The organism is Paraflavitalea speifideaquila, assembly GCF_032395985.1.
GTDB classification, from domain to species: Bacteria; Bacteroidota; Bacteroidia; order Chitinophagales; family Chitinophagaceae; genus Paraflavitalea; species Paraflavitalea speifideaquila.
In genome coordinates, this window is sequence record NZ_CP135920.1 from 5,935,948 (window position 1) to 5,962,709 (window position 26,762).

40 protein-coding genes, 1 other RNA gene and 2 pseudogenes are annotated in these 26,762 nt (G+C 45.4%); 10 read left to right on the forward strand and 33 right to left on the reverse strand.

Features of this window, described 5'->3' with window-relative positions; all coding sequences use genetic code 11:
* Positions 1 to 42: 42 nt before the first annotated feature.
* The 14 genes from RS881_RS40705 to RS881_RS40770 all read right to left on the reverse strand — a co-directional run bounded on the left by RS881_RS40705 (position 43) and on the right by RS881_RS40770 (position 8,890).
* Positions 43 to 258, reverse strand: coding sequence for a hypothetical protein (locus RS881_RS40705; RefSeq protein WP_315816017.1), 216 nt, complete (start codon positions 256 to 258; stop codon positions 43 to 45).
* A complete protein-coding gene (locus tag RS881_RS40710; RefSeq protein ID WP_315816018.1) occupies positions 243 to 605 on the reverse strand; it encodes a hypothetical protein in 363 nt (120 codons plus the stop codon). The genes RS881_RS40705 and RS881_RS40710 overlap by 16 nt, the downstream gene beginning before the upstream one ends.
* A 1,094-nt stretch (positions 606 to 1,699) precedes the next feature.
* Positions 1,700 to 1,936 (reverse strand): glycerophosphodiester phosphodiesterase, encoded by a 237-nt coding sequence (locus RS881_RS40715; protein ID WP_315816019.1) that lies wholly within the window; start codon positions 1,934 to 1,936, stop codon positions 1,700 to 1,702.
* A 10-nt stretch (positions 1,937 to 1,946) separates the two neighbouring features.
* A complete protein-coding gene (locus RS881_RS40720; RefSeq protein ID WP_315816020.1) occupies positions 1,947 to 2,621 on the reverse strand; it encodes a glycerophosphodiester phosphodiesterase family protein in 675 nt (224 codons plus the stop codon).
* 145 nt (positions 2,622 to 2,766) lie between these two features.
* Positions 2,767 to 2,934, reverse strand: a complete 168-nt coding sequence (locus tag RS881_RS40725) for a hypothetical protein (protein ID WP_315816021.1) — start codon at positions 2,932 to 2,934, stop codon at positions 2,767 to 2,769.
* Between the two features lie 151 nt (positions 2,935 to 3,085).
* Positions 3,086 to 3,298 (reverse strand): hypothetical protein, encoded by a 213-nt coding sequence (locus tag RS881_RS40730; RefSeq protein ID WP_315816022.1) that lies wholly within the window; start codon positions 3,296 to 3,298, stop codon positions 3,086 to 3,088.
* Between the two features lie 33 nt (positions 3,299 to 3,331).
* The gene (locus RS881_RS40735) at positions 3,332 to 3,544 is read right to left on the reverse strand and encodes a hypothetical protein (RefSeq protein ID WP_315816023.1); all 213 of its coding nucleotides are present in this window, start codon (positions 3,542 to 3,544) and stop codon (positions 3,332 to 3,334) included.
* An 8-nt stretch (positions 3,545 to 3,552) separates the two neighbouring features.
* Positions 3,553 to 4,551: a TonB-dependent receptor domain-containing protein gene (locus RS881_RS40740; RefSeq protein WP_315816024.1), complete on the reverse strand. Its 999-nt coding sequence runs from the start codon at positions 4,549 to 4,551 to the stop codon at positions 3,553 to 3,555.
* Between the two features lie 5 nt (positions 4,552 to 4,556).
* Positions 4,557 to 4,958 (reverse strand): TonB-dependent receptor plug domain-containing protein, encoded by a 402-nt coding sequence (locus tag RS881_RS40745; protein ID WP_315816025.1) that lies wholly within the window; start codon positions 4,956 to 4,958, stop codon positions 4,557 to 4,559.
* A 26-nt stretch (positions 4,959 to 4,984) separates the two neighbouring features.
* Positions 4,985 to 5,113, reverse strand: coding sequence for a hypothetical protein (locus RS881_RS40750; RefSeq protein ID WP_315816026.1), 129 nt, complete (start codon positions 5,111 to 5,113; stop codon positions 4,985 to 4,987).
* A 77-nt stretch (positions 5,114 to 5,190) separates the two neighbouring features.
* Complete coding sequence (locus RS881_RS40755; RefSeq protein WP_315816027.1) at positions 5,191 to 6,327, reverse strand: cytochrome-c peroxidase; 1,137 nt, start codon at positions 6,325 to 6,327, stop codon at positions 5,191 to 5,193.
* A 159-nt stretch (positions 6,328 to 6,486) separates the two neighbouring features.
* Entirely contained in the window at positions 6,487 to 6,843 is a 357-nt protein-coding gene (locus tag RS881_RS40760; RefSeq protein WP_315816028.1) for a group II intron maturase-specific domain-containing protein, read from the reverse strand.
* A gap of 52 nt (positions 6,844 to 6,895) precedes the next feature.
* On the reverse strand, positions 6,896 to 7,762 hold the full coding sequence (gene ltrA, locus RS881_RS40765; protein WP_315816029.1) for a group II intron reverse transcriptase/maturase: 867 nt from the start codon (positions 7,760 to 7,762) through the stop codon (positions 6,896 to 6,898).
* A 717-nt stretch (positions 7,763 to 8,479) separates the two neighbouring features.
* Positions 8,480 to 8,890: a DUF4920 domain-containing protein gene (locus RS881_RS40770; protein WP_315816030.1), complete on the reverse strand. Its 411-nt coding sequence runs from the start codon at positions 8,888 to 8,890 to the stop codon at positions 8,480 to 8,482.
* A 213-nt stretch (positions 8,891 to 9,103) separates the two neighbouring features.
* On the opposite strand from RS881_RS40770, the gene RS881_RS40775 reads away from it, so the two are divergent.
* From RS881_RS40775 to RS881_RS40795, 5 genes are all read left to right on the forward strand, one after another.
* On the forward strand, positions 9,104 to 9,652 hold the full coding sequence (locus RS881_RS40775; RefSeq protein WP_315816031.1) for a YceD family protein: 549 nt from the start codon (positions 9,104 to 9,106) through the stop codon (positions 9,650 to 9,652).
* A 28-nt stretch (positions 9,653 to 9,680) separates the two neighbouring features.
* Positions 9,681 to 9,872 (forward strand): 50S ribosomal protein L32, encoded by a 192-nt coding sequence (gene rpmF, locus RS881_RS40780; protein WP_315816032.1) that lies wholly within the window; start codon positions 9,681 to 9,683, stop codon positions 9,870 to 9,872.
* A gap of 29 nt (positions 9,873 to 9,901) precedes the next feature.
* Positions 9,902 to 10,843: a phosphate acyltransferase PlsX gene (plsX, locus tag RS881_RS40785; protein ID WP_315816033.1), complete on the forward strand. Its 942-nt coding sequence runs from the start codon at positions 9,902 to 9,904 to the stop codon at positions 10,841 to 10,843.
* A gap of 20 nt (positions 10,844 to 10,863) precedes the next feature.
* Positions 10,864 to 11,142, forward strand: coding sequence for a hypothetical protein (locus RS881_RS40790; protein ID WP_315816034.1), 279 nt, complete (start codon positions 10,864 to 10,866; stop codon positions 11,140 to 11,142).
* A 222-nt stretch (positions 11,143 to 11,364) separates the two neighbouring features.
* The gene (locus RS881_RS40795; protein WP_315816035.1) at positions 11,365 to 11,778 is read left to right on the forward strand and encodes a CPBP family intramembrane glutamic endopeptidase; all 414 of its coding nucleotides are present in this window, start codon (positions 11,365 to 11,367) and stop codon (positions 11,776 to 11,778) included.
* A 107-nt stretch (positions 11,779 to 11,885) separates the two neighbouring features.
* On the opposite strand, the gene rnpB is transcribed toward RS881_RS40795, so the two are convergent.
* The 9 genes and pseudogenes from rnpB to RS881_RS60605 form a co-directional block, all read right to left on the reverse strand.
* Positions 11,886 to 12,312, reverse strand: an RNA gene (gene rnpB / locus RS881_RS40800) — RNase P RNA component class A.
* Positions 12,313 to 12,330: 18 nt separating this feature from the next.
* Complete coding sequence (locus RS881_RS40805; protein WP_315816036.1) at positions 12,331 to 12,705, reverse strand: Smr/MutS family protein; 375 nt, start codon at positions 12,703 to 12,705, stop codon at positions 12,331 to 12,333.
* Positions 12,681 to 13,139 carry a hypothetical protein gene (locus tag RS881_RS40810; protein WP_315816037.1) on the reverse strand — a complete coding sequence of 153 codons (459 nt, stop codon included), beginning with the start codon at positions 13,137 to 13,139 and terminating at the stop codon, positions 12,681 to 12,683. Before RS881_RS40810 ends, RS881_RS40805 begins: the two co-directional genes overlap by 25 nt.
* Positions 13,118 to 13,357 carry a hypothetical protein gene (locus RS881_RS40815; RefSeq protein WP_315816038.1) on the reverse strand — a complete coding sequence of 80 codons (240 nt, stop codon included), beginning with the start codon at positions 13,355 to 13,357 and terminating at the stop codon, positions 13,118 to 13,120. Before RS881_RS40815 ends, RS881_RS40810 begins: the two co-directional genes overlap by 22 nt.
* A 182-nt stretch (positions 13,358 to 13,539) precedes the next feature.
* On the reverse strand, positions 13,540 to 14,031 hold the full coding sequence (locus RS881_RS40820) for an HD domain-containing protein (protein ID WP_315816039.1): 492 nt from the start codon (positions 14,029 to 14,031) through the stop codon (positions 13,540 to 13,542).
* Positions 14,032 to 14,180: 149 nt separating this feature from the next.
* Positions 14,181 to 14,318, reverse strand: a complete 138-nt coding sequence (locus RS881_RS40825) for an amino acid permease C-terminal domain-containing protein (protein WP_315824763.1) — start codon at positions 14,316 to 14,318, stop codon at positions 14,181 to 14,183.
* Positions 14,319 to 14,525: 207 nt separating this feature from the next.
* Positions 14,526 to 15,640 (reverse strand): annotated as a pseudogene (locus tag RS881_RS40830) (amino acid permease); the annotation flags it as partial.
* 417 nt (positions 15,641 to 16,057) lie between these two features.
* Positions 16,058 to 16,276 carry a hypothetical protein gene (locus tag RS881_RS40835; protein WP_315816040.1) on the reverse strand — a complete coding sequence of 73 codons (219 nt, stop codon included), beginning with the start codon at positions 16,274 to 16,276 and terminating at the stop codon, positions 16,058 to 16,060.
* A pseudogene (locus RS881_RS60605) lies at positions 16,273 to 17,021 on the reverse strand (polyprenyl synthetase family protein). Before RS881_RS60605 ends, RS881_RS40835 begins: the two are co-directional and overlap by 4 nt.
* Before the next feature lie 135 nt (positions 17,022 to 17,156).
* Between RS881_RS60605 and RS881_RS40850 the strand changes: the two are divergent.
* The 3 genes from RS881_RS40850 (at position 17,157) to RS881_RS40860 (ending at position 18,489) form a co-directional block, all read left to right on the forward strand.
* Complete coding sequence (locus RS881_RS40850) at positions 17,157 to 17,303, forward strand: hypothetical protein (protein ID WP_315816043.1); 147 nt, start codon at positions 17,157 to 17,159, stop codon at positions 17,301 to 17,303.
* A gap of 68 nt (positions 17,304 to 17,371) precedes the next feature.
* A complete protein-coding gene (locus RS881_RS40855; protein WP_315816044.1) occupies positions 17,372 to 17,992 on the forward strand; it encodes an oxidoreductase in 621 nt (206 codons plus the stop codon).
* A 167-nt stretch (positions 17,993 to 18,159) separates the two neighbouring features.
* Positions 18,160 to 18,489, forward strand: coding sequence for a VOC family protein (locus RS881_RS40860; RefSeq protein ID WP_315816045.1), 330 nt, complete (start codon positions 18,160 to 18,162; stop codon positions 18,487 to 18,489).
* Positions 18,490 to 19,001: 512 nt separating this feature from the next.
* Here the strand turns inward: RS881_RS40860 and RS881_RS40865 are convergent.
* The 9 genes from RS881_RS40865 to RS881_RS40905 all read right to left on the reverse strand — a co-directional run bounded on the left by RS881_RS40865 (position 19,002) and on the right by RS881_RS40905 (position 24,822).
* The gene (locus tag RS881_RS40865) at positions 19,002 to 19,802 is read right to left on the reverse strand and encodes an RNB domain-containing ribonuclease (protein WP_315816046.1); all 801 of its coding nucleotides are present in this window, start codon (positions 19,800 to 19,802) and stop codon (positions 19,002 to 19,004) included.
* Positions 19,778 to 21,076 (reverse strand): ribonuclease R family protein, encoded by a 1,299-nt coding sequence (locus RS881_RS40870; protein WP_315816047.1) that lies wholly within the window; start codon positions 21,074 to 21,076, stop codon positions 19,778 to 19,780. Before RS881_RS40870 ends, RS881_RS40865 begins: the two co-directional genes overlap by 25 nt.
* Before the next feature lie 9 nt (positions 21,077 to 21,085).
* Positions 21,086 to 21,223, reverse strand: coding sequence for a hypothetical protein (locus RS881_RS40875; RefSeq protein WP_315816048.1), 138 nt, complete (start codon positions 21,221 to 21,223; stop codon positions 21,086 to 21,088).
* On the reverse strand, positions 21,217 to 22,161 hold the full coding sequence (gene lpxK / locus RS881_RS40880) for a tetraacyldisaccharide 4'-kinase (RefSeq protein ID WP_315816049.1): 945 nt from the start codon (positions 22,159 to 22,161) through the stop codon (positions 21,217 to 21,219). The genes RS881_RS40875 and lpxK overlap by 7 nt, the downstream gene beginning before the upstream one ends.
* Before the next feature lie 74 nt (positions 22,162 to 22,235).
* Entirely contained in the window at positions 22,236 to 22,673 is a 438-nt protein-coding gene (locus tag RS881_RS40885) for a 5-formyltetrahydrofolate cyclo-ligase (RefSeq protein ID WP_315816050.1), read from the reverse strand.
* A gap of 36 nt (positions 22,674 to 22,709) precedes the next feature.
* Complete coding sequence (gene bioD, locus RS881_RS40890) at positions 22,710 to 23,339, reverse strand: dethiobiotin synthase (protein ID WP_315816051.1); 630 nt, start codon at positions 23,337 to 23,339, stop codon at positions 22,710 to 22,712.
* Positions 23,340 to 23,444: 105 nt separating this feature from the next.
* Complete coding sequence (locus RS881_RS40895; RefSeq protein WP_315824764.1) at positions 23,445 to 23,687, reverse strand: RsmD family RNA methyltransferase; 243 nt, start codon at positions 23,685 to 23,687, stop codon at positions 23,445 to 23,447.
* Between the two features lie 5 nt (positions 23,688 to 23,692).
* Positions 23,693 to 23,983 (reverse strand): RsmD family RNA methyltransferase, encoded by a 291-nt coding sequence (locus RS881_RS40900; protein WP_315816052.1) that lies wholly within the window; start codon positions 23,981 to 23,983, stop codon positions 23,693 to 23,695.
* Positions 23,974 to 24,822: a DUF3822 family protein gene (locus RS881_RS40905; RefSeq protein WP_315816053.1), complete on the reverse strand. Its 849-nt coding sequence runs from the start codon at positions 24,820 to 24,822 to the stop codon at positions 23,974 to 23,976. The genes RS881_RS40900 and RS881_RS40905 overlap by 10 nt, the downstream gene beginning before the upstream one ends.
* 151 nt (positions 24,823 to 24,973) lie before the next feature.
* Between RS881_RS40905 and RS881_RS40910 the strand changes: the two genes are divergently transcribed.
* Both RS881_RS40910 and RS881_RS40915 read left to right on the forward strand, forming a co-directional pair.
* Entirely contained in the window at positions 24,974 to 25,909 is a 936-nt protein-coding gene (locus RS881_RS40910; protein ID WP_315816054.1) for an MATE family efflux transporter, read from the forward strand.
* On the forward strand, positions 25,899 to 26,345 hold the full coding sequence (locus RS881_RS40915) for an MATE family efflux transporter (protein WP_315816055.1): 447 nt from the start codon (positions 25,899 to 25,901) through the stop codon (positions 26,343 to 26,345). Before RS881_RS40910 ends, RS881_RS40915 begins: the two co-directional genes overlap by 11 nt.
* 1 nt (position 26,346) lies before the next feature.
* Here the strand turns inward: RS881_RS40915 and RS881_RS40920 are convergent, their stop codons facing one another.
* Complete coding sequence (locus RS881_RS40920; protein WP_315816056.1) at positions 26,347 to 26,706, reverse strand: dihydroneopterin aldolase; 360 nt, start codon at positions 26,704 to 26,706, stop codon at positions 26,347 to 26,349.
* Positions 26,707 to 26,762 lie beyond the last annotated feature (56 nt).

Sequence of the window (26,762 nt, forward strand, 5' to 3'; positions counted from 1 at the left end):
ATTATCCTGCCTTATAAGGGTATGGAAAATATTTGTGTGGGATTATCTGTTGTCAATTTTGACTACCCTGAAAGCACTACGCCTGATCACGGCATGGTTATCACTGCGCTTTCTATCAGGCGACAAGCGGGCCACCACATAATAGGTACCAGTTGGATAACGCGACAGGTCGAAGTACTCAATACGGCAACAGTTCTTGTACTCGTATTCGCGTGTTTCAAGCACCCTGCCATTACCATCTGTTAGCTGTATTTCCATAAAACCTGTTTCCCGCACAAAAAGTCCAGTTCAAACTTACCAGGGGTAGGATTTGGAAACAGCCGGTATTCACCGGAACCGAATATCAGGGAGAGATTTGACTTCCCTACTATTTCGGTTAAAGGTTGCAACAAACCATGAGTAAGGAGGATAATGCTGTCGGATGGAGCCAGTGCATCGATCATGGTCATTTCACCAATACTCCAATCATAACGATAATAAGAATTGGGATCATTGAAATATCCGCCGGCAACATTGAAAACAAAGGGTTTAATGCTTTGCGCTGATAGGTGACAGGTACTGGCTGTCAATAGTAAAAGGAGGAATGCCTTGTAGATTTTATTCATAAGCAGGTATGTATTTTAAAGGTTAGGTAATACAGGAGAATAGAATCCATGCTCAATACTGGCCGGTAGTAGATATTTTTTTGGTGTACAACAGGTCAGACGCTAAAAGGTATATGGCATACTGGAATATGTCAGGCAGGGTCTTGAAATTCAATGTAATCATTCAAATCGCTAGCGGGTCATGGGGACATCCGTAGCAAGGTATCAATACCAGTACAGGTTGAGTGAGTTCTGATCTTTTCAAGGACCATCGTTTGCTGATGGTTAGTAAACGACAATGAGATATGTTACGGTTGGGGATATGAAGGGGCACTACTAATCTGACATAAAAGTAGAGACTTTTTCAAATATAAAAATTCCCTCTTCGTGGTATATTTTAGAATAATTGGGTGAGAAAGGCATTCCCCAAAGCATGGTTGCTGCCTTTTGAAATACTTCGTCGCATAGTAAATGCATGGTTTGCAAGGAAATGCAGTAAAAGGTACGGGGGGGCTTTGGGTCTGATTCGCCTCTGATTCGCCCCTTGTTCTGGGCCCGCTTAGGCAAGTACGCTTTAATCCCGAATTTGGTACGAACCTGGCCCCTTTTTGGTGCCTATTTGACACCTCGCAGATACCTCGGGGTCTTTAATAGGAAGCCTCCTGCAAGGACAGGAGGCCCCTGTGATCAAGTAGTGCCTTTAAAGGAACCGGTTTAACTTTTCGTAGGTCAATGGAACCATTCAAAGGACTTAGTATCTTAAATTGTCAGACCTGGCTTACTCAAAAATGTTCTCAGTATTTTTGACCCTGGCTGATAGAGAATAATAAAACGAGGTGGAGCAGATGATGATGTCAATTCAGGACCACATAATCCGTTAAATTCAACGCTAAAGAGCATGACGGAGGGCCCCACCAGCATTACAAAGAGCTATCTTTAATAGTAATAAGCGTAAAGATCCCTTTCATCTAAGCCATTAATTTGTACGCAAATGTGCAGCGTAAGAAGGCTATCCCTGTTACGGTTTCAGTAAAAGGCATTTACGGAAATGGGAAAAGCCCTGAAACAGGGCTGAATAATTTGATTTACATTAAAATAGGGCCAGAGATAACAAACTACAATTGGCTGAAAAAATTGGGATAATCAGTAATGATGCCATCTACGCCCAACTTGATGAGGGCCTGCATTTCTTCCTTGGTGTTTACCGTCCAGGGTACCAGCTTCATTTTATGTTGTTTACAAGCAGCCGCCATTTCGGACGTTACCATTTTGTAATGGGGGCTGTAAATATCAGGGGTGAAGCCCAATTGTGTCAGGTTATTGTTGAGGGTAATGTTGGCAGAGCCAGTCAAAAGCCGATGGTCACCCCGGGATATTTTTATGCACTTCCTGTAAGGGACGTACATCAAATGACTGGATATAGAAACGCTTGCCGATGGATTTGCTGTTCACTACATCCATCACTGCTTTGATCATTTCTTCCGGGCCAGCATTGTAGCCCAGGCTATCATACTGAGGACTTGTTTTTACTTCAATATTGTAAATAACACCTGGTATTTTACGGGCCGTCGTGAATGCCTCCACAGAGTCGATCAGTTCACCCAGCAGGGGCATATAGGTCTTTAGCTTTTGCTGTTGTGGCCAACCGTTATAAGGCTTGGACCCCACATCAAATTTGCGGATATCGGCATAATTCATCTGACGCCAAACATATTTCCTGGCATCAGCTTTGGCTATTTCTGTTCCATCCCCGTACAAGGAATGGTTTACGTTCACCATGGGATCGTGGGCAATTAAAACCTGTTTGTCTTTGGTAATATAAATATCAACTTCAATAAAATTAGCTCCTACTTCAATGGCCTTAATCATGGCTGGAATAGTATTCTCCGGCATAAGACCCCGGGTGCCGCGATGGCCTTCTTTATAAAATGCAGGAAACTGATCGGAGGAAGCCATTTTATGGGTTGTTTTACAGGAAAGCAGGACGATTGTTGCAACAATTGAAGTAACCGACAGCAATGGCAGCGTATATTTCATGGAGTATTTGGTTGTAGGGATAAATATACAATGTGCACTTTGATGAAGGCATTAATTTATTTATTTCTCCGGAAATCCCAGGCGCCTTGATCTTCATTATCCTCACCTGAATTGTTGTCCTTTGGTTTGTTTACATCAACAACGGTCAGATGAGGTGTATCCTTTTGTATAAAGGTGGAAGTTTTATTTCTTCTGGGTCAGGTAATACAGCGCCCGATGAAGCAATATTAGCAGCTTCATCAACACTGCGGGTGTTTGCATCCTTATCACTGATTGGTTCATTTTTCCCAATCCCTTTTTGCTCATTTGTCATAATTATCCAATTTAAAACAATTATGCCAAATACAGACGGGGTTAGTACTGTATCTTATTATTACCATTTCACCCGTAGGGTAACACCCCAGGTTTCGGGATTACCCAGGTGTACAGCTCCAAAATCATAAGCATAGCTGATGTATTTCCTATTACCAATATTGCGGGCCCAGAAAAGCAGGTCCACATTTTTTTGTACTAATACCGGTACGGGTATTGAGCAGGTTATAAGGCGATTGCCTGATCTTGTTGGCCAGGTCAAAATATTGTTCGCCCAGGTATTGCCATTCACCCCTCGCCATGAATTGAATAAAAGGTTTATGGCTTACAGCAAACTGGTACTGCAGGGCCAGCATAGAGGTCATGTCGGGTGTAAAAGTTGTTTTTGCCAGACAGATCTACCGCTCCCCATTTTGCGGCACCTTAAGCGTTTTATATTCTGCATCGGTGAAACCTACCTGGTAATTAATTTCCAGCCCTTTTAGGGGCAAAGCAGCCAGTTCTATTTCCGCCCCATTGGTTTGTAACTTACCGGCATTTTTAGTGATGGTAATGGCATCGGGCAATACGAGTGCAGGCACTTGGGCATCGGTAACAGTACCATAAAACAAAGCAATGTTTAAACGAACCTTGTTGTTGAAAAAGTATTCTTACTACCCAATTCTATGTTATTGCTATACTCGGGCTTATAAGGGTACAAAGGTGGTGTGGAAGGGTCAGCCGCTAATTGAGTTAAGCCACCTGCACGATAGCCCCGGCTAAAGGTGATATACAGATCATTGTTGTTAGTAGCATGGTACAATACTCCCAGCTTGGGTGAAAAGGCATTGAAGTTGGCCGTGGCGGCCGTATCGGGTTGAAAATTAAAGATAGGATCGGGTGAAGCATCGGGTTTGTATTCACCCAACACTTGTTGTTTCTTATGTTCATAATCATAACGCAGGCCTACAATTGCTTCCCATTGTTTGTTCAAGGCATAGTTTACTTCACCATAAAATGCCAACCCAAAACCTTTGTCTGTAGAAGTATTGATCAGTGCGTAATTTTTATCGGGCGATCCCATCAGCTCTGCATCTTCTCCAAAATGAGTAGCCTGCTTTACCGGATTGTCCAGTACAAATAGATAAGTACCGGCAGTCCATTTTAATGGCGACCTGGTGGCTGTGGGTGAGGTAAACCTAAACTCCTGGGTAAGCACTTTTACTTTATTCCATTTACTACCATAATTGTTAATAATGCTTACCCCATCAATGGGCGAGAAATCGCCATCAATGGGATCTTTATAATACCGGTGATTGGATTGCCAGGCAGTTTGAGAAGTAAAATTAAAAGCATGGCCAGTATGATTAATGGATAATGAGGTATTGAAGGTATTATCCACCATTTCTGTTACCGCATTTTGATTCAACTCAAAAGGATGGGCAAAGGCATCTTCTACGCCATTCACCAGGGGAAAGGTACCCTTGTTACGGTTGGCCAGGTGCTTCAGGTTGAAGGTGACGGCCCAACGTGGATTAACAATATACTTCAGGTAGTAATTGCCGGAAAGGTTGTGCTGACGGTCAAAATCCTTCTTGTTGTAGAGATTGGTATAATATCCTTCGCGACGGTCATACAAGCCTGCTACGCCCAGGAATAGTTTGTTTTTATCAGCGGGGTGCGGATACCCGCAGCAATACGATGCTGGCCATAATTCCCCATATTGGCTTCAGCAAAGCCGGTAAGGTGATTGCCGGGCTGTTTGGTGATGATATTGATCACTCCGCCCATGGCATTACGGCCATACAAAGTGCCCTGTGGGCCACGCAATACTTCAATGCGTTCAATATCGGAGAGCTGGGATATATAAGTATCCAACCCAAACTGGTTTACACCATCAATATAGGTAGCCACGGCCGGATCATAGGAAGTAGTGGTAATGCCGCGAATAGAAGTCACATTCCGGTTATCGCCAGGATCGGCACTATAGAGGTTGGGAACAATGGCCGTAATATCTTTCGTATTCCATAGACGATAATCAATCACCTGCCTGGAGGTAATGGCAGATACGCTTACAGGGATCTTCTGTAATTTTTCTTCCTTTTTTGAGCTGTTACTACAATGGCATCAAGGCTGTCTACAGTTTGCGCCAGGGCTCCGGAACTTATCAGGGTACCGATCAGGGAGTATAAGAGTTTCATGTGCATCGTTCAATATGAACGTCAATATTACAAATTATCCACCAAGGTGATACGGTGTAATAGAGGCAATAAAACTTTTATTTTGGCAATTCGGGCCGGTCCATCTTATATGGAATTCCTGTTATAGCATCCAGGAATGCCACAACGGCTTTCTTCTCTTCTGGTGTGAGCTCAAGCTTTTTAATGAGTGGATCTGTTTTGGGAAACAAGGGATCATTCACCTGGTCGGGCTTGGGTTTGGGTTGCGGCATGCCGGCATTGTACATATTGAGGATGCCGTCGATATTATCAAAAAGTCCATTGTGCATCCAGGGTCGCGTGCGCATTACATCACGCAGGGAAGGTGTACGGAACTTACCAACATCAGCCGCTTCTTTGGTAACATGATAGCGGCCCAGGTCCTCGTATTTACGACCATAATAAGTAAGGCCAATATTATGAAACTGGTTATCTGTGAAGTAGGTTCCATTGTGACAGTTCATGCATCTCGCTTTGGTGCGGAACAGGTGCAATCCCTGTATTTCTTCATCAGACAGTTGTTTGTATTTGCCATTGACGAAGTCATCAAAGCGGCTTCTGCGACTGGCCAGTGATCTTTCAAAGCTGGCAATGGCATCCAGTATGCGGTCGAGGGTAATACGTTTATCACCAAATACTTTTTCAAATAAAGGCGGATAGCCCGCAATAGCCGCCAGTTCTGACGGTATGGTGGGCGGTTCCTGGTTCATTTCATGCATGGTGGCCATGGGATTAATGGCCTGGTCTTCGAGGCTGGCAGCCCTGCCATCCCAAAAGAGTTCTTTTACCTGGGCAATATTTAATAAAGTAGAAGTATTGCGGGTACCCTGCAGGTGATTATTACCCAGGGATACCGTACGCCCATCCGTCCAGGCGAGGTCCGGATCATGACAGCTGCTGCAGGATATCTGGTTGGACCCTGATAAGCGGGGATCAAAGAACAGCAACTTACCTAATTGGATCTTAGGGTCTTTTAATTTGGCTACTATGTTGGAGTCGACTGGCAGAGCTGTTAATTCTTTCCATTGCACGCCCTGGTCAATTATGGGCTGTGGCCATTCGCTCACCGGCCGGGCATACAATGCACGGAGGCTGTCATTAAGATCAAGGGGCTCCGTTGCCGGGTCGAGGCTGGTAAAGGAGGCTATTACTGCTACTAATCCTGTCATTAGGGTGATGACAATAATCTTTTTCATACGCTACAAAGATAGTCGGATAGCTGTTTGGATGAATCACTTGTTGGCACCAGGTTGAGTTGGCCTGGGCAGGAATGATAATCGAGTAGGTTGTGAGGGATTAATTCCCTCACAGACCTCTCACACCACCGTACGTACCGACCGGTATACGGCGGTTTGTCAGAATAACTTAGTTTGGTGAGTTGTTTTCCAGTAATAGTAGTTTGCGAACCCTACGTATCCATGCCTGACAAAGTATTCATTATTTAATGCCCTTGTCAATATTGGACTGTGTGCAATGCGGCAATAGCCCCTACGGCTATTTGACCACTCATAGGCTTTCCCAGGATTGATTCCCAGCCTTTTCAGGTTAATCCACCGCGTTTTTGGTCTTTTCCATTGTTTCCATATTCCCATCCTTAGACGCGTTCTTACCCATCTGTCCAGTTCCTCCATTCTGCTTTTGGCTTTGGCTATCCTAAAGTAGTTCACCCAACCAACGATTGTCGCCTCCATCTTCTTTATCTTGTCTTCCACTTTACCGGGGATTTACGCTGAGTTCGCTCTTTCATCTTTTCTTTAATCTTTCTCAGCGATTTGGGCGCAATACGTATTTGCCAGCCCTTTTCGCTTCGGTAAAAAGAAAAACCCAGTAGCGTACTGTCATTGGGGCGGCTGACTTTACTTTTGTGCGGTTTACTTTTAACTTTAGCTTCTTTTCTATGAACTCTGTGATTGTAGTCAGCACTCGAGCCGCTGACTTTTCACTTTTCACATAGATGCTACAGTCATCTGCATATCGTACATACCGGTGGCCTCTTGCCTCTAACTCTTTGTCCAGTTCATTTAAAACAATGTTGCTCATCAGCGGTGATAACGGAGAACCTTGAGGAGTGCCTTCTTTGCGTTCTATCACTACTCCATTCTCCATTATTCCGCAGTTCAGGTACGCTCGCAGTAGCTTCAGTGTCCGCTTGTCCGTTATCTTTTGGGCCAGCGCCGACATTAACCGGTCGTGGTTCACCCGATCGAAAAACTTCTCCAGCTCCAGCTCTACTACCCATTCATTGCCGTCGTTCAGGCTGGTTTGAGCCTGATACACTGCCTGATGAGCACTGCGATTCTCTCTAAACCCATAGCTATAATTGGAGAACTCCGCTTCATACTGCGGACTCAACCACTGGGCTATTGACTGCGTAATTAACCTGTCGATTACTGTAGGTATTCCCAACATCCTTTTACCGCCTCCGTTTTCCTTGTCTATTTCTACTTTCTTCACTGCCTGGGGGCGGTACGTGCCTTCTAAAATACTAGTACGCAGTGTTTGCCAGTTGGTATTCAGGTAGTCGCGAAGTTCATCGGTCTGCATACCATCTATACCTCCAGCCCCTTTATTGGCAGTTACCTGCTTAAAGGCTTTTTGTACATTGCGGATATCTAATATTTCTTCCAGCATACTATTACTTAAAAAAAAATCATCCCAGCGTTATTCCCATTGGTTGCATGATGAGGCTCAACTCCTCCTGTGTTTTACTTTTAGCTTCCGGCTTATCCTCACACAGGTAGTTTTCTAATGTTCTTCTATTGTAATCGCCTCAATCATAAACGTCTTGTTCATTTTCGCCATTCTAACATTCGGCCCTTCGGTTTGGCTGTGAGTCTTCCGTCTTTGCCCTTTACGGGGAGATGGCTCGTTTCCTTCCTACTACGGCTTCGGCTGACTTCTGCTCTAAGCGAAGAATCGCCTGCAGACCTCCCGGGGTAAGTATATCCGCTTTCCGTTCATGTAGCCTCTGCATTTACGTTCTGACAGTCTGCACAGTGTAGGGTTTCTGTTTGTGTTGCAACATCACCCATGTCAGCCCGCCTTGTATGCAATTTCTGTTCGTAGGCTCGAACGTTTGCCGCCGGCTTCTTTCAGATTCCACCTCGCGATGGACACCCTTGCCCTTGGCTAATACTATGCACTGTAACACGTATTCGGGACTTTCACCCTAGAGCTGATATACATGCCCGGCACACAACAAAGAGGATGGCCCATCACAGGTCATCCTCTTTCTCTATTAGTTACTGAAACCCAACTTTCCTTAGGCCTCACTTTATATTGTTTACTTCATTACCAGGATACCATTAGCGAGGAGACGGATCTCTTTCTTGGGCTGGGTAATGGCGTCTATTTCGGCTTGTGGCTTTTAGCATCTTCAGCATAATGCTTCAGTTCATCTACTGAAGTGGTTTTAAGTTTGGCTTCGGTATCCAATACCACGGTTTTGCCGATCATGTCCATGGGTACAAAGAACCCATAATCTTTCATTTTTACGAAAGCAGTGGTGGAGTCGTTCACCTGTACTTTCATCCAGCAGCCTTTTTTTGGGGCATACATCCAATACTTTGGCAATGACCTTGGTTTGTCCAATACTGTCTTTTTAGCCAAAGCATCGGGCAATTTGGAAATGTCGATAGCACCTTTGGAGTTGATCTTAGCGCCGTAAGTATTACCAGGATTGGCAGGGCCTTTAGGGGGCTGGGCTTGTGCCAGGGATAAGGTAGTGGCAGCTACCACTAATAATAAAAGCTTTTTCATATTTATGTTCCTTCTTTAATTTTAGACTACAAAGGTGCAGAAAGTGGGCCAGACTCGTTTACGAAAGCAGAAAATTGATTCCTGTGTGCCTGATTTACAGGCTGGTATGACTCAATTAACAACTGTGGGAATATTTTACGCCTTTTTTTCCTCTTAGGGCTTAATCTTTAGTGGATTATCCCTACCTTTGCAAACTCTTTAAAAGGGATGCTCATGAGTAGCCGCAGGAATTTTGATATTGCATTTGTAGGATTAAAGCCGGGAATTCATGAGTTTGAGTATGTTATCGACGATAAGTTCTTTGTAGATTACCAGGAGCAGGACTTCCGCCACTGTACGGCACAGGTAAAGCTAACGCTTGATAAGAAGGTGGGTTTTATGCTGTTGAAGTTTGAGGTAGGCGGTAAACTGGAAGTAACTTGCGACCGTTGTGGTAATAACCTGCCTTTGGACCTCTGGGATGATTTCAACATTGTAGTGAAGATGGTGGAAGACCCGGAAGTGATGAATGAGCAGGAAGAAGATCCGGATGTTTATTATATATCCAGGGGCGAAAGCCACTTACGGGTATCAGATTGGATCTATGAGTTTATTAACCTGAGCATTCCCATGCAGCGTATGTGTACAGAGGAGGAGATGGGAGGCCCACATTGTAATAAAGAAGTGCTGGCCATGCTTAAAAAGCTGGATGCACAAAACAACGAACCTACCAACCCGTTATGGAAAGGGTTAGAAAAGTTCAAAGATTTAGGAGACAATTGATTTTTAGTAGTATATAAATTTTGAGGTTATGCCTAATCCGAAACGCAGACATTCCCAACAAAGGGGTGCGAAGAGAAGAACTCACTATAAAGCTGAGAAGGTTACATTAAGCAAGGACAGCACTACTGGAGAGATCCATGTACGTCACCGCGCTCACGTTAGCGAGGGTAAATTGTATTATAAAGGAAAAGTGGTGGTAGAAAATTCTCCCATTAAATAAACCCTTTTAATACAAACCTTACCTGCCGGATGATAATTGGTTTAGATATGATGGGTGGAGATTTTGCACCGCTGGAAACGGTGAAAGGTATCCAGCTATATTTGTCGGAAACTGATAATCCGGCAATATTGTTTCTAACCGGTGATGAAGCCCAGCTCAATCCATTGCTGCAGGAATACCAAATTCCTGCAGGTAGGATAAAAGTTGTGCATGCGCCACAGGTTATTGACATGCACGAACATCCCACCAAAGCGCTTAAAGAAAAGCAACAATCTTCTATTGCCGTAGGCTTTCACCTGCTGGCAACGGGCAAAACTGAGGCATTTATCAGCGCCGGCAATACCGGCGCCATGCTGGTAGGCGCCATGTACAGTATTAAAGCCATAGAAGGTGTTCAGCGCCCTACCATCTCTACCATTATTCCCAAAGAAGACGGTAAAACCGGTTTGCTGCTGGATGTCGGCTTAAATGCCGATTGTAAACCAGAGCACCTGAACCAGTTTGCCATCCTGGGTTCCCTGTATGCACAGCATATATTGGGTATTCCCAATCCCCGGGTAGCTTTATTGAATATTGGAGAAGAAGAAGGTAAGGGCAATATCCTGGCGCAGAATACGTATCCGCTGCTGAAAGAAAACAGCCAGATCAATTTTACCGGCAATATAGAAGGCCGGGACGTACTGGAAGATAAGGCCGATGTAATGGTATGCGAAGGCTTTACCGGTAATGTGATCCTTAAAATGGCTGAATCCATCTACGATATTACCCACCGCAAGCAAATTCAGCACGAATATTTCGACCGTTTCAATTTTGAACTGTATGGTGGTACACCTGTACTGGGTGTTGCCAAACCGGTGATCATTGGGCATGGCATATCACATGCCAAAGCATTTTGCAATATGATCAAGGTAGCGCAGAAAATGATTGAAGCCGACCTGATGGGCAAGATGAAGGCCAGCTTCGTAGCCTAGTTCCTTACCTATATTTTACCATGAAACTCATCCTCGGCTATTTACGGGAATATGTTCGTGGGCTCTCTATCAAGTTATGGCTATTGGTAACCTTACTGATGGCGGTACTGATCTATTTCAATTATACAGCTGGTATCGAACGTTCCATCATAGGTAAGGAAACCTTGCCCCGGCTGGCCGGCTTTTTTGTCTTTACCTCTTTGTTTTTGGCAGTGCCTGGCTATTGCAATTTTTACTACATAAGCATACAGCTCCCCCACCCTTCCATTTCTACCTGTTACTACTGGCCGCCCCGCTGATCTTTGCTATTAAGGTATCGGCCGATGATATTGCCCGGTGGCTTACTTCTTCCTTAACTACTCCCTGGGATAGGTATTGGTATATGACGCTTAACTGGCCTCTAAAATGCCTGTTGGTAGGCATATTGGTCACGCTGGTTTGGCGTTGGTTCAAATACGACTGGCCAGTGGCGGGCACGCAATTAAAAGGCTTTGTAATAAAGCCCTATTTCTTTATTACTGATGATGGTGCCTTTAATAGGGCTGGCAGGCACACAGGCCGACTTTCTGCAAACGTATCCCAAAGTACAGCGCATTGCTTTCATAGATGATCACGCAACTACTTCCTGGCCCTGGAAGTTCTTGTATGAGCTATCTTATGGTATTGATTTTCTCACCATTGAGTTCTTTTTCCGTGGCTTCCTGGTACTAGCATTTATGCGATATGGAGACAAGGATGCCATTTTGCCCATGGGTGCTTTTTATTGCTGCATTCACTTTGGCAAACCCTTGTTTGAATGCATTACATCCTATTTTGGTGGAATTATCTTAGGTGTAGTGGTATATCATACCCGTAGTATTTGGGGCGGATTGATCGTACACCTGGGCATAGCCTGGTTAATGGAGTTGGCTGGGTATCTGGGAAACCTGAAATAAAGAGTCCGGAAGAGGGGAAGGCCGAAAGTCGGAAAGACCAGAAGAATGAAAGTCTGGAAGTGTGTTCAAAGATTCCGAACCTACTTCCAGACTTTCTGACTATTTAAAATAACTACAAACCTGTAAGCCGGATTCTGTTTATTCATGCCGGCAAGCCGGCGTGAATATGGTTATCATTTATCTGGGCCTGGCATTACTGACAGGCTCTTGCTGCCTACCCACCCAACGGACCTTTCCAGCTTGCGCCGGAACGAATTCGGACGAGCAGCCCTCGACCGCTGGTATACATGGCATTTCAGCATGTAAGGTTTACCCCTGCTATACATTACTGTATAACACCGTAGGCTCTACCCTACATTTTCACCTTGACCGCACCGAAGTACGGCAGTTATTTTCTGTGGCACTATCTGTTTCACAGTGACCCGTGTTGCCACCAATCACCATGAACCCGGCTCTTCACCGGTACATTGCTCTGCGCTGTCCGGACTTTCCTCCCTCTCTGCAAGCAGAGAAAGCGATAACCCGGTTTGTAGTTGCCGCAAAGGTACATTTTTAATACTGGAAGTAGATCTCAGTGGCGCCATAGCCATAAGCGGGATGATACTTATTGAAAAAGCTTTTAACCTCTCTGCGCAAACGGAGTACTTCATGGATCTCATCCCGCAACCTACCGCTGCCTACGCCATGGATGGCTATAAAAGCAGGTTTGTGGTGCAGGATGGCCAGGTCGAGGTATTTCTCGAAGGTCTTTAATTGCAGGTCCAGCTTTTCCAGGTTATCCATTTTATCAGGATCGGGCGTAAGCTTTTCAATGTGCAGGTCTATTTCATTTTTAGCCGGCTCCAGGTGTTGCCTGGTATGAGCAGCATCGTATACCTTATAGCCTTTATTACTCAATACGCTCATGTCAATCCCGGCATCTTCCACCCGGGGCGGGTAGGTATCGAACAGTTTATAAGAAAAAGTAGCCTCGCCTTTTTCTTTAGCTCTTCTATTCGTGCAAAAACCTGTTTGGGTTTCAGTTTGAGGGAGGCCTCAAAATACTCGGCTTTGTTCTTATCAGCATTGATCAGGGAAAATTCAAAAGCAAAAGTGGGACTGTCGTTGAGGTTTTCAAAAGGTACATCATGAATATAGAAATCTTCAAAAGGATGTATCTGGTTAATGAGGTCGAAGGAGGTTTCGCCCTGGTAATTGAGTGTATAGGTAAACTTGTATCCGGTGTGGGTTCTGTTCACCAGGTGAACTTTCAATTCTTCTACTACATCATCGCCAAATTCATCGGCCACCAATACAGGTATGAAAGTAATCCATACGCCATCTACTACTTTGTCTTTTATTACCTTCTTTTCGCGGGGCACATCATCAATGTATTTCTTCTCCTTTTTCCCTTTCTTTTCCGGAAATAGTTTTTCTCGGTAAACCGTTTGAAATAGGGAAAATCCAACTGGTCGGTATAAGCTGGGAATTTTACACCCCGTACATCCACCATGACCATTTTTTCATTAATAATATCAACCACCTCCCCATCGTCATTGGAGTGCAGCACCACGACCTTATCACCTATCTGAAATTTCATGGTGCAAAATTATCGCTGATTGTGCAGATTTATCACAGATCAGGCGGATTTATCGCAGATTTTGTGGGTGAGGGTTTCAGAGCGACTTTTTCACGGAGGCGTGGTGCCAGGTAATGACTTCTTCAGGCATTTCGGGAATTGTTCCTGCCCCTGCTTACAGGCCCTGACGGGTAACCAGCGGCTTAGGCATACAGCAGCAGTTCTTTTTCCATATTGGCCCTGGCTTGGGCCTCAAAGGCTGTTCTGAAAAGATGGGTATGAAACAGGTGATCAGCCTGCAGGGTACTTTGCAAAAACTTCTTCCTGCCGGGCTTATAGAGCATATCGGGATATACGCGGTACTCTTTCCGTACCTGGCGGGTATAAGTTTCGTATTGTTCCCAGAAAGTGCCCAGAATAGCTATATCAAAATCGAGGAAGAATGCCAGGTCCGATTGGTTCACCCCCTTGTCGGGGATCTTATGGGTTTGTGTGGCTTCAATAAAGACCTTTACGGCCTCGCGTTGAACCACTGGCACCTGCAGCAGGGCCAGCCTTTTAACGGCAAGGGCAGCACTGCGTAATTCATTGTCTTTGCGCAGCACGTTGTAGATAATATCATGGTAGAAGATCGAAAACAATACCACCTCTTTATTTTGCAAATGGGAACTGTATTCCCGGGCCAGTTGTAGCAAGTGAGCAATATGCTGCTGGTTATGGTAATAACGGATAGAGGAAGCATATTTTTATGCAACTCCTCATACAATCCCTCCATTAGAATAGGGTCTGTAGAATAACGCTGGCATAAAAGCTGCCAGGTATCTTTCAGTTCATCCACCATAGATCAGGCTTTGGCCAGCTTGCTTTTACGATAGCCGTACATAAAATAAATAAACAGGCCGATGGCCATCCAGATAGCAAATACGATCCAGTTCTTAACGCCGATCTCGGTCATGAGGTAGAAACAGCTCAGCATGCCCATTACAGGAATGAAAGAGAGTTTACGGGTAAAACTTGCTACAGCCAATATAATAGCCACGACCAGGAAAAGATAAAAGGGGATATAATGTTTCCAGAATTCAAATCCTTTGGAGAACTCGAACCGTTCGATGATGGCTTGTCTGAAACCAACAAAGGCAATGATCACCAACAAGGGGATGATCCATTGTCCGTTGATATAGGGCAGTTTAAAACGTTTGTTGGAAGATAGTTCTTCTTTAGGCAATGTCAATACACCTCCACAAACCAGGATGAATGCAAAGAGGGTACCGATGCTGGTAAGGTCGGTTACTATCGTCAGGTTCAGGAATAAGGCGGGTACACCTACCAGGATACCTGTTAAAATGGTAGCATAAGAAGGGGTGTTGAACTTGGGGTGAATTTTGCTGAAGCGTTTGGGCAACAGACCATCACGGCTCATGCTCATCCAGATACGGGGCTGGCCCATTTGGAATACCAGGAGTACGCTGGCAGTAGCGATCACAGCGCTGATGGAGATCACATAACTTACTTTGGGCAATCCTATTTTACGGAATACAGCAGCGAGGGGATCGTCCACATTTAGTTCGGTATACGATACCATGCCGGTCAATACCAGTGCAATAAGAATATACAATACGGTACAAATAATGAGGGAATAGATCATACCCCTGGGCAGGTCGTGCTGTGGATTACGGCACTCCTCGGCGGTAGTAGACACGGCATCAAAGCCGATATAAGCAAAAAAAACAGCGGATACGCCCTTCAATACACCATCAAACCCATTGGGCAGGAAGGGGCTCCAGTTGGCTGGTTCTACATAAAGAATCCGGCCACTATCACGAAAATGATAACGGCTATCTTCAACCCCACCATATAGTTGGTAGTACGCTTGCTTTCCTGGATGCCGATATAAACGATCCAGGTGATCAAAACCACTATGAGGAAGGCGGGCAGGTTCATGATTATGGGAAGGCTACCAATATGTGGAGCAGCAGCCAACACTTCGGGAGAGGCGCTGTCGTAGTTATTGACCAGCCAGGCCGGCAAATGAACGCCAATACCGGTAAGCAGGTTATGGAAATAGCCGCTCCAACTGATGGCTACAGCAATATTACCGATGGCATATTCTAAGATGAGCGACCAACCAATGATCCAGGCCACCACTTCGCCAAAGGACACATAGGCATAGGTATAGGCGCTGCCCGATACGGGTATACGGCTGGCAAATTCGGCATAACACAGGGCCGAAAAGCCGCAGGTAATGGCCGTAATAATAAACAGGATGATGACACCAGGCCCTCCATCGAAGGAGGCTTTTCCGATGGTAGAGAAAATACCGGCCCCAATAACAGCTGCAATACCCATGGCAGTGAGGTCTTTCACCCGCAAGGCTCTTTTGAGCCCTGTGTGGCTATGCCCCTCCCCCAATCCCGTATTATACTCCCTGGTGAGTGTATCGAGTGATTTTTCCGGAATAACGAGTTTGCCATACTGGTGTTGGGTTTAAGGGGCGGAAATTAGGGAAAAAAAGGGAAACGCAAGGTTGACAAGGTGAAAAGTTGACAGGTTATGGAACCAGTAACAGAAATCAGGCAGTTTTTCCGGGAAGAATGGCAGTTTGGGTAATGAACGCTATTTGTACCCTATTACTACCCTTCAGCTACCCTCTAGCTATCCACGAAATAGCCGGGAAAGGCTGTTTCCGGCTATAATGACTTGATATGGCTGCTTTGGGCTGGATTAGTAATCGCGTTGTACGAGGAAATGGGCCAGTTGGGTGATGGGGTCCTTACGGCCTGAAAGCACGGCAATATTTTCCAGGTGCCCCAAGGCGCTGTTAAGGTATTTTTCTTTAAGGTCAAAAGCCCATTTGTCTACCCCTCCATCGCGGAAGATGGTGAGTACACGATCTATTTTATCAGGCGGGTTATCCTGCATGAGGCGCTTGAGCTCCTTCACCTGAAGAGGGGTGCAGGATTCCAGTGCCTTAATAGCGAGAAAGGTCTTTTTATTGGCCACGATGTCTCCCCAGCCTGTTTGCCAAATTTGGCAGGATCTCCAAAGGCGTCGAGGTAATCATCCTGTACCTGGAAGGCGATACCCAGTTCGCGTCCAAAAGCGTATAGATCTTCCTGGTTGCCTCTTGAAGCGCCACCGAGGATGGCGCCCATCTGAAGGCTGGCAGCCAGTAAAACAGAGGTTTTAAGGGCAATCATGCGAATATAATCCTCGAGGTTCACTGTTTCCTGTTTCTCAAAATCCATATCCAATTGTTGTCCTTCACATACTTCTTTGGCGGTTCTATTGAAAAGGCTAGTGATCTTACGTTGGTGCTCGGACTTCACTTTATTGAGGTAATCATAGGCTGCTACCAGCATTACATCGCCGGCCAGCAGGGCGGTTGATTCTCCATACTTCTCATGCACGGTGGGCATATTCCTGCGCAGGGCGCTTTGTCCATGATATCATCATGGATAAGGGTAAAGTTGTGGAAAAGTTCTATAGCCGTGGCAATATGCCAGGCATCGGGTGCAATTTCATCGAAGAGCTCATTGCCCATAAGGCATAATACGGGCCTGACCCTTTTCCCACCCAGGCTTAAGAAATACTCATTGGGATCGTACAGGGAAGCCGGTTGTTCGGGAAAATGCCGGATGCCGAACTGTTGCGCAAATGCTTTTGATAGCTCTTCAAATGAATGCATGGTGGTGAAGTAAGGAATGCAAGATAGGCTGAAAGGTTGATAAGTGGAAGAGGGTATGTTATGCAATCTCTTTGAATCCCTATCTTTTCCCTGTTCGCTTTCTCCCGGATAGCCCGGTTATCAGACAGTGAAATAATGGACCTGAAAACAGGTCGCAAGAAAGAAGATACCAGTTACGTATACTGGCTACCTTATGCAGGGTATAAAATCTTTCTGCTGATCCAGGCATCAGACAATAAGATGAGTGTGTTGGCCCATGAGCTGTTGACCAAAGTAAATTGAGCCGCTGGCAAAAACAACCTGCCTTTTCCTGTCCGACCTTTGCTATACAAACATTAAACATGTCAGGTATGAAAAAGGTAGTATTGGTCACTGGTGCCTCTGCCGGTATTGGTAAAGCAACTGCCCGGGTGTTGGCACAAAATGGCTATATCGTTTATGGAGCAGCCAGGCGAACGGATAAATTAAACGATCTTACAAAGCAGGGTATTAAACCCATTGCGATGGATGTTAGCAATGATCAATCCATGCAAGCCGGCATTGCTTCAATATTGGCAGTGGAGAAAAGAATCGATGTGCTGATCAACAATGCAGGTTTTGGCTCTTATGGGGCCGTTGAGGATGTACCCATGCAGGATGCCAAATACCAACTGGAAGTAAACCTCTTTGGCGCAGCGCGGTTAATACAGCTGGTACTTCCCGGGATGCGGGTGCAAAAAGGGGGCAAGATCGTGAACATATCTTCTATAGGGCGTAAAATAGCGGCTCCTTTCGGCGGATGGTATCATGCCAGTAAATTTGCACTGGAAGGTCTCAGTGATGCATTGCGCAATGAGGTAAAATCTTTCGGCATCGATGTGATCGTGATAGAGCCCGGCGGCATCAAATCTGAATGGGGCGATATTGCTTTCATATGCTGGGGAGTATCAGGCCATGTTCAGGCAATATATCTGCCCTATCACTACCATTAGGCTACCATTCCCAGCGATAATGACGCCCGTTCTATGGCCAGGCGGGTGTTACAAACCCACTTCCCTGTCTATTTGTCGCAATTTACCCTTAACATAGACGGTACTGCACCCGCTCCACAATGTTTCCCGATAGTAAGTTTGTATCATCATCTTTTAAACCAATGATCATGCAACAAAACGAACAAAAGCTGACCACCTGCCTGTGGTTTGATAACAATGCAGAAGAAGCGGTAGCATTCTATGCTTCCATTTTCAAAGAAAACCTGCAACAGGGTGATATACTGCGCTGGGGCGATGTAGGTCATGGACCTAAAGGGTCAGTATTGACCTCTACTTTTCACCTGTACGGACAGGAGTTCTTTGCGTTGAATGGTGGTCCTCAAGTCACATTTAATATGGCCGTTTCGATAGTTGTGTATAGTATTACACAGGAAGAAATTGATGAGTTATGGGAAAAGCTTTCAGAAGGCGGGGAAAAAGTCAGTGTGGCTGGCTGAAGGACAAATTTGGTCTTTTTGGCAAATCACGCCTCGCATCCTGCCCAAAATGTTAATGGATAAGAATCAAAAGAAAGCCAATAATGTGATGGCTGTTATGATGGAGATGAACAAGATCATCATTAAGGATCTGCAGGCTGCCTATGATGCTGCCTGAGTATTACAATTAATAGACGCTTCCACCAGTTTACGGTATAGCCATGTACGAGCTTACCAGGGATTTCCATCCTCCGGTAAGCTTTTTTGTTTTAAGGCCCTTTATCATTTCAGCCTATAAAAAGGCAGTTCATCTGCTCCCCAGGCATTTAGACGCAGCTTAACAGCTGGCTATATAAAATCACGCTTATTATTGTCGGGTTAACCTGTCTGCAGGCAGTATTTACCCATACCGAATCGCCTAACCCGCCCGGCATCTGGCTCAACAAAAGAAACTAACTACTTACGCCTGCTGATACAAAAAGAACATTAACCACCTGGTCACTGCTCCTGTATCGGATTATCGTTATAAAGGATTACCTTCTGTTATGATTTTTTGCGTTTGCCTCCCTTACCCTTTTGGGGATGGGATAACCTGGTTTTTGCAAATTGGCTTCTACTTTGTCATCTCCTGCCGTGGCGGTGATCACCCATTCATAATCCAATTGTCGTTTGGTAAGGTTGGCAGCCACCACCTTGATACGTACTTTATCGCCCATCCTGAATTTCCGGCCGCTACGCATACCCGCCAGGCTATAATCGCCCTCTAGGTGACGGAAATCATCATATTCCAACAAGCTGTTGATGCTTACCAGACCCTCACATTTATGCTCGATGGTCTCTACCCAAAATCCAAAGGATGCCACGCCACTGATCACACCTTCAAACTCATCACCCAGGAAGTTTTGCATATACTCAACCTGCTTGTATTTATTGCCGGCCCTTTCGGATTCCATGGCACTGCGTTCTTTTTCGCTGCAGTGTTTGCATTTCTGCTCCATCTTCTTATCGGGCTCTATCTTTTCATTCAGGATATCAAACAATACGCGGTGTACCATTACGTCGGGATAACGTCGTATGGGTGAAGTAAAGTGACAGTAATGTTTAAAGCCCAACCCATAGTGGCCAATATTCTCGGCGGTATATACGGCCTTGGCCATGGTACGGATACCCAATTGTTCCAGTACATGTTGTTCGGGCTTGCCCTGTACATCTTTCAACATCTGATTAAAAGAACGGGCAATGCCTTCGGGCGACTTGGTATCGAACTCATGGCCATATTTGCGGGCAAAAGCGGCAAAGGGTTCCAGCTTCATTTCATCGGGCGTATCATGCACCCGGTATGGGAAAGGAATATCTTTTTATTGAACTTGATCTTGGTCACACTTTCGGCCACCGTACGATTGGCCAGCAGCATAAACTCTTCAATGAGTTGATGGGCTTCCTTGCTTTCCTTGATCATGATCCCAATTGGCTTGCCCTTTTCGTCCAGTTTAAAACGCACTTCCTGGGACGAGAAGTTGATGGCGCCTTTCTTAAAACGGCCCTTGCGGAATTTTTGAGCCAGGTTATTCAGGATGAGTATTTCATCTTTGTATAAACCTTCCTGGTTTTCAATGATCTCCTGCACTTCTTCATAGGTGAACCGGTGATCGGAATGCATCACAGTTTTGCCCAGCCAATGTTGTTTTATATCGCCTTTCTCAGTGATCTGGAAAATAGCTGAAAAGGTGAGCTTGTCTTCCTTGGGGCGCAGGGAGCAAAGTTCATTGGAGATCCTTTCGGGCAGCATGGGCAGTACCCTATCTGGCAGGTATACCGAGGTAGCTCTGTTATAAGCTTCCTTATCCAGGGCAGTATCGGGCTCTACATAATGGCTCACATCGGCAATATGAACGCCTATTTCATAGTTCCCATTCTTCGATACCCGGAAGGATATGGCATCATCAAAATCCTTAGCATCAACCGGGTCAATGGTGAAGGTAAGGGTATCGCGGATGTCCTTACGGTTCTTGATCTCTGATTGAGGAATGGCATCGGGTATACGGGCCGATTCTTCCAATACATCATCGGAGAAGGTCAAAGGAAATCCGTTTTGCATGAGGATCTCCTTCATGGCCATATCATTGGCATCGCCTGGCTGCATCACCTGCACCACCTCGCCTACGGGCTTTTTATTGGGCTGCCATTCAACAATGCGCACAATAACGCGGTCTTTGTCTTTTGCCGCTTTGAGGCTCGTAAGGGGTACAAAAATATCGGGCATGGGTTTATCTACATCCGCAATGAAAAACGCAAAGGTTTTTCCTATTTCCAGTCGGCCCATGAATTCGGTTTGCTTACGTTGCACAACGTCTACCACTTTCCCCTGCTGGCGATTACTCTGGCGTCCGCCGCTATTGATCACCCGTACTCTTACGGTATCGCCATGAAGGGCGGTATTGAAATCGCCGGGACGCACCAGTATATCACTGGGGCTATCGGGTACAATTACGTATCCTACTCCGGAACGGGTAATGTCGAGTACACCTTTAAAGGTATCCTGATCGGTAAACCCTTTTTTCTTTTTACTCTTGTTGTTCTTACTCTTCTTTGATTGTTTCTTACTCATCACAAGTTTTTAAGGCCTGAATGTAAATTCCTTGATGAATTTAGTGATTAAATCACTAAACACCTGTTCTTCGTTGAAGAGGAACTGCACTTCTATAGGAATTACATACACAGGCAATTCTTTTAATTGTTGTTCAAATTTTACCAATCGTACAGCATCTTTTTCGGTGGTGAGAATGATCTTATTGGCGGTTTGAATAGCGTCAAACCTTTTACGATGTCTTTTAAATCATCAATGGAGAAGATATGATGATCGCTGTACGGTATCTCATAGTAGGTTTTAGAAACCTCCTGCATATACCTTTTGAGAGGTGTTGGGTTGGCAATACCACTTACCAGGAGTATTTCCATGGAATCGTTCAGTGACAGCTGATCTCTATGGAGTATATGATATGGCTGTCCATAACGAATGGAGGAAAAGAATACCTGCTGGTGAGGCAGGGGATTTATTTCTTCCAGGATGGCCGTTTTTTCTGTCACAGCCAGGTCGGAGCGGCATTTGGTAACCACCAGGATATCGGCCCGCTTATAACTGTTCTTTTCATCCCGCAGGTCGCCGGTGGGGAGGAACCAATCACGGGTAAAGAGGTTGCTATAATCAGAGAGCACGATGTTCAGTCCAGCCTTTACGGTACGGTGTTGGAAAGCATCATCCAGTATGATCACCCTGGTACCGGGTTTATCATGCAGCAGCTGTGGAATGGCCACTACCCGCTCTTCGCCCACTGCAATGGACACATCTGGGAATTTGAGATGGAACTGCATGGGTTCATCGCCAATTTCCAGGGCTGTAGTACGGGGCCCTGCCAGGGCATAACCCCTGGTTTTGCGTTTATATCCCCTGCTTAATACGGCTACCTCCATATCAGTATGCAATTGCTTCACCAAAAACTCTACCATGGGGCTTTTGCCGGTACCTCCTGCCGAAAGGTTACCTACACAAATAATGGGCAGGTTGAAGGAAGAAGACTTCAGTATATTCTTATCAAACAGCCTGTTGCGCAACCAAATAATAGCGCCGTAAACCAATGAAAGAGGAAATAGCAATATCCGTATGGGCCGTAGCAGCGGAGCGTTAAAATTCATAATTACGATACGGTGTGATACAAAAATTTAAAGGTACATCAAATTGGTTGATGTCCTCAATGCCCCGTATGGCTTCAAAAGGAGAATCCTACGCGAATGATATCATGCCGGCAACGTGCCAGGTAGCGGTCATAATACCCTTTGCCGTAGCCTACACGGTATCCCTTTTCATCAAAAGCCACCAGGGGTATGAATATGACATCCAGTTGTTCGGGCTCGATGATATTGGTACTGATGGGTTCCAGAATATTATACCTGTTTTTGATAAAAAGTCCCCCTTTGCACCAGGAAGCCTCCATGTCGGCAGCATTTTCTTCTATGCGCGGCCAGGCAGTTTGCATGGAAGGGTTTTGTTGCTTGAGCATGTCTTCACAAACAGATACATCAAATTCACGCCTTGTCAATAGCGGTGAATAAGACAGGAGGTATTTAATGGATGGGAAGCTTAACTTTCTAAAGTTAAACGCCATAAGGGCTGTTTGCTGTTGGAGATCTTCTTCGGGAATATCCATCCTGCGTTGCAGGTAGTCCTTACGAACGTTTTTTTATCATAGAAATCCTTTCAGTCGCTTTTGAAGGGTGGCCGCTTGCGCCTCGATAAATTGTCCGTCTGCTGCGTTCTTAAAGGGAACCGATGCTATCATTGGGTAGTTGGTCCAGCTTACAATTTCTTCTTCATAGTGTAGATATTGGTCATTGAAAATCCACCCCAACACCGGCAAATTCATTTCCCTGCACACACGGGCGGTTAATAATGAATGGTTAATGCTGCCCAGGTAGTTACGACTGATCAAGATCACTTTAGCTCCCAGGGCTTTAATAAGGTCTGCCACAAATTCCGATCCGTTTAACGGGACCAATAATCCACCAGCACCTTCGATGATCAAATTACGACTTATTGACGGAACCTGCTCACAAATTTTTTGGATGGAGATGGTCACGCCCTCTTCCCGGGCGGCAATATGGGGGGATGCAGGCATTTTCAGCTTGTACACTTCAGGATGGACAATGGAGGAGGTACCTGAAAGGGTACCCGCTACATACTCCCCGTCGGTCCCTTCTTCATAGCCAGCCTGGATGGGTTTCCAATAATCGGCTTCCAGGGCCCTGGCTAAAAGGGCCGAGATAAAGGTTTTACCGATGCCGGTACCGATACCGGTGACGAATATTTTGTTCATAGCTTCGAGTATTAAGCTGCGAGCCGCTAGCTGCGAGCTGCGAGCTAATACAGAACCATGTATTTGATTGCTCGTTGCTCGAAGCTCACAGCTCGAAGCTATTCTTTACTTATTTACAAAAATGCTGAAAATTGTGGTACCGTAATTGCGGGCGGTAACAAACTGGGGATAGTTTTCGTAATTATTGCGCGGTGTATGTTCCAGCACAAACCACCCATTGGGCTTCAACAACTGCTTTTCTACTATCTTTTTCGGCAGCTCGTCAATGGTAGCAAGGGCATAAGGCGGTCCGGCAAAGATGAAATCAAATTGTTCTGTGCATTGCTCTAGGAATTTGAATACTTCCATCTTGATCACCTTGAAATTGAGAGCTTAAGGTCCTGCGAAGTTTTCTTAATGAACTCATACATGGCCGTATCTTTCTCCACGATAGTAAGGTCAGCAGCTCCGCGGGAAGCCAGTTCATAGCTGATGCTGCCAGTGCCACCAAAGATATCCAGTGTTTTGAGGGCTTCTATGTCGAGATTATTCTGAATAATATTGAAGAGGCCTTCTTTGGCAATATCAGTCGTAGGGCGTGTATGCGGCATTTTAGCCGGCGGATTGATGCGTCGTCCTCCTAATTCACCGCTTATTATACGCATAGGGCCATGTTCAGCAAAGGTGAAAAATAATGGGCAGGATAGGCTTCAAAGGCCTCATGCAGGGCCGAACTGGCGGTAATGGCTTCCCATTCCATGTGCAGGAAATATTTGAATAATTCCTGGTACAGGATGGACTGCTCATCGAGGAGGCCCGATATTTTAAGCAATACCTGCTGATTGTCCAGTTCAAACCGGTTGCAAAGGGTTAGTAAATGATACGATACATCATCCGGGGTATCGTACTGATAGGTTTGTATAAGTTGTAGGGTATTGTTCTTGAATACAGTCACCACGATCCTGTCGGAAGCTACGATCAATTTCAATACACCTTCACCGGAAGACTCTTTTTCAATACCAGAAAGCATGATGGTATAATAGTGCCAATATTTGCCGGCAGCAAATTTTTGCTGCATCAGGGTATGAGCTTCCCGGGGTATACGATAGATATTGTACACATTCCAGCCTGGGATCTTTTCGCTCAGGAGCAATCCTTTATGGGCATTGCCAAATATCAATTCGGTAACCGGCTTATTCAGTTCAATATGGAAGAACTTTTCGGGCAGCAGGTTGCTATCGGTATAGTGGTAAATAACAAATGCTTCGCGGTAGGCAAGCTGCAACAGCTCATCGCCCGCTAATATTTCCTGCAATGCTTCCATCACCGGTTTACCAGGCATAAAATCAAGGTTATACTGCCGCAAAGCCATAAAGCGTTGCTGCTGTTTGTTGTACAACAAATAACTAAATACCTTTTCGCCCACTTCCATGAGTAACAGGCTGTTCTGTATTTCTTCCTGCCGGGCATTTTCCGGAATAATATCGAATGTGGCTTTAAGCATATTATTTAGAGCTGCAATGTTACACGAATTATGCGAATTAGACGAATTGAAGGCCGCAGCTGTACGAGGAAACAGTCGATTTGCCGGTAATATATTATTTTTGCAGGTTCTACAACGGTACCATGAGATTTGGGAGGAGTAGTTATTAGTTATGGGCACAGTTATTCCGAATGATTTACGGGTAGAAGTATCCAACCAACAGATATTGAAGATCGCCTTGCCGATCAGTTTTGCATTGCTGGTACCTCAGATCAATTTCATTACCAATAACATCTTCCTCGGCGGCCTGGGTGAGCAGGAACTCGGCACAGCCGGCCTCACAGGCGTATATTACCTCATATTTGCCGCCATTGGTTTTGGCCTCAACAATGGTTTGCAGGCGCTGATCGCACGCCGGGCAGGTGAAAACCGGGTGGACGAGATTGGAAAACTGTTTTCCCAAGGGGTGCGTATTGCCTTGGTAATTGCCATCATTGGTATCGCACTTACTTTTTTGGTAGCGCCCACCATCCTGAAATACTCTCTGCACGATGAAAATGTATTGAAGCAATCGGTCAACTTTCTCTATATCCGGATCTGGGGTTTGCCCTTCCTATACATCTACCAGATGCGCAATGCCTTGCTGGTAGGCACCAACCAAAGTAAATACCTGGTAATTGGCACGCTGGCCGAAACAATAGCGAATATATTCTTTGATTATACGCTGATCTATGGCAAACTGGGTTTCCCCGCACTGGGGTTCAACGGAGCCGCTATCGCCTCAGTGATTGCCGAAGCAACAGGCATGTTCGTGGTATTTGCAGTGATCCATCGTAAAGGGATCAGCAAACGGTTTTCACTGTACAAACATTTGGGATACCAGAAAGATATTTCCAAACTGATCCTGGTACAATCCTCTCCATTGATATTTCAACACGCCATTAGCGTGATCAGCTGGATCTTCTTTTATATCCTGGTAGAGCGGCATGGCTTTTCGCAAGGACATAGTAACCGCGACCTGGCCATCTCAATACGATGCGTAACCTCTTTGGTTTTTTGGTGTATTTACCTGGTCTTTTGCTGCTACCACCAATACGATGGTGAGTAATATAATTGGCCAGGGCAGAAAGGACCTGGTGATCCCGCTGGTTCAAAAAATTGTACGTATCAGCTTCTGTATTGCCTTGACGATTGCGCTATTCCTGAATTTCTTTCCGCATGTACTGCTGTCGGTTTATGGGCAGGATGCATCTTTTGTAGAAGATGCTATACCGGTAGTGCGGGTGGTATCGAGCGCCCTGGTGCTGATGTCGTTCTCTACAGTATGGCTGAACGCAGTAACGGGCACCGGCAATTCGGCGGTGAACCTGGCTATTGAGGCTGCCGCCATTACCCTCTACTGCCTTTATATTTACCTGGTACTGGAAGTATTCAAATGGTCCATTACCTGGGGCTGGATGTCGGAATGGCTTTACTGGACTACTCTGTTCTCGCTATCCTATTGGTATATCAGGAGTGGCCGGTGGAAGAAGAAAGAAATCTAGCTTACTGCCCGTACTTCTTGTGCATGGTGATCCCCAGCTTTCCCTGGATATTTTCGATGGGTGGTTCCAACTTATAAATAGAGAGGATAATTTCGGTAGAAAAGGGGTATTGGTGCTTCAGTTTACGGATAATGCCTTCGGCTACTTTTTCCAGCAATGGGGTAGCAACTTTCATCCTTTGTTTTACGATCTCAAATACATCCACATAATTGATGGTATTCTTCAGGTCGTCGAACTTAACCGCGCCTTCATCGTAACTGATCTTCAGGTTCACTTCATAAGAGCTTCCTGTTTTTTGTTCGCCCTCATAAAAACCATGATATGCCTGTAACCGGATGCTTTGTAGTTCAATAGTAACCATAAGAGAAATTTGGTCCCCGCCTTATTGGGGCGGGGCCAAATTAGAAAGAACTAGGG